A 456-nucleotide genomic window follows, 5' to 3' on the forward strand; every position below is an offset into this window, starting at 1 on the left:
CCGGGCCGGGGCCAGGGTGTCCCCGGCGCTGTCGGACCTGGCCTCGCGGCTGTCCGACCGCTTCGAGACCCGGGTGAAGGTCGACCTCGGCCAGAAGAAGGGGAAGATCGTGGTCGAGTTCGCCTCGATGGACGATCTGGAGCGCATCCTCGGCACCCTGGCGCCGGGCGAGGGACGAGTGCTGGAGCAGCGCTCCGGCCCGGGGCAGACCGCGGAACAGCCGGCGGAGGACGATTCCTCCGCTGAGTAGCACCCCGCCGGAGCGGGCCGTGCCCCGCCCGGGGCGCGGCCCGCTCTGTGCGTGGCGGGCGGTACCGGGGCCATCTGCTCGTGGCTACGATGCGTACGAGCGACGCGGCGACGCGCGGGCGCCCCGCCCACGGCGACCGACGGTGCGGGATCGCGTCCCGTGGGAGGCTGCCGTCGGCTTCGCGGGCCGCCTGCTCGGGCGTGGCG

Annotated in this window: 1 pseudogene; it reads left to right on the top strand. The window is 75.9% G+C overall.

Annotation, left to right across the window (positions count from 1 at the left end):
• Window positions 1-250: pseudogene (locus tag KUM32_RS44535) on the top strand (chromosome partitioning protein ParB); the annotation flags it as partial.
• Window positions 251-456: the final 206 nt, after the last annotated feature.

It is taken from the genome of Streptomyces sp. AC627_RSS907 (assembly GCF_019049165.1).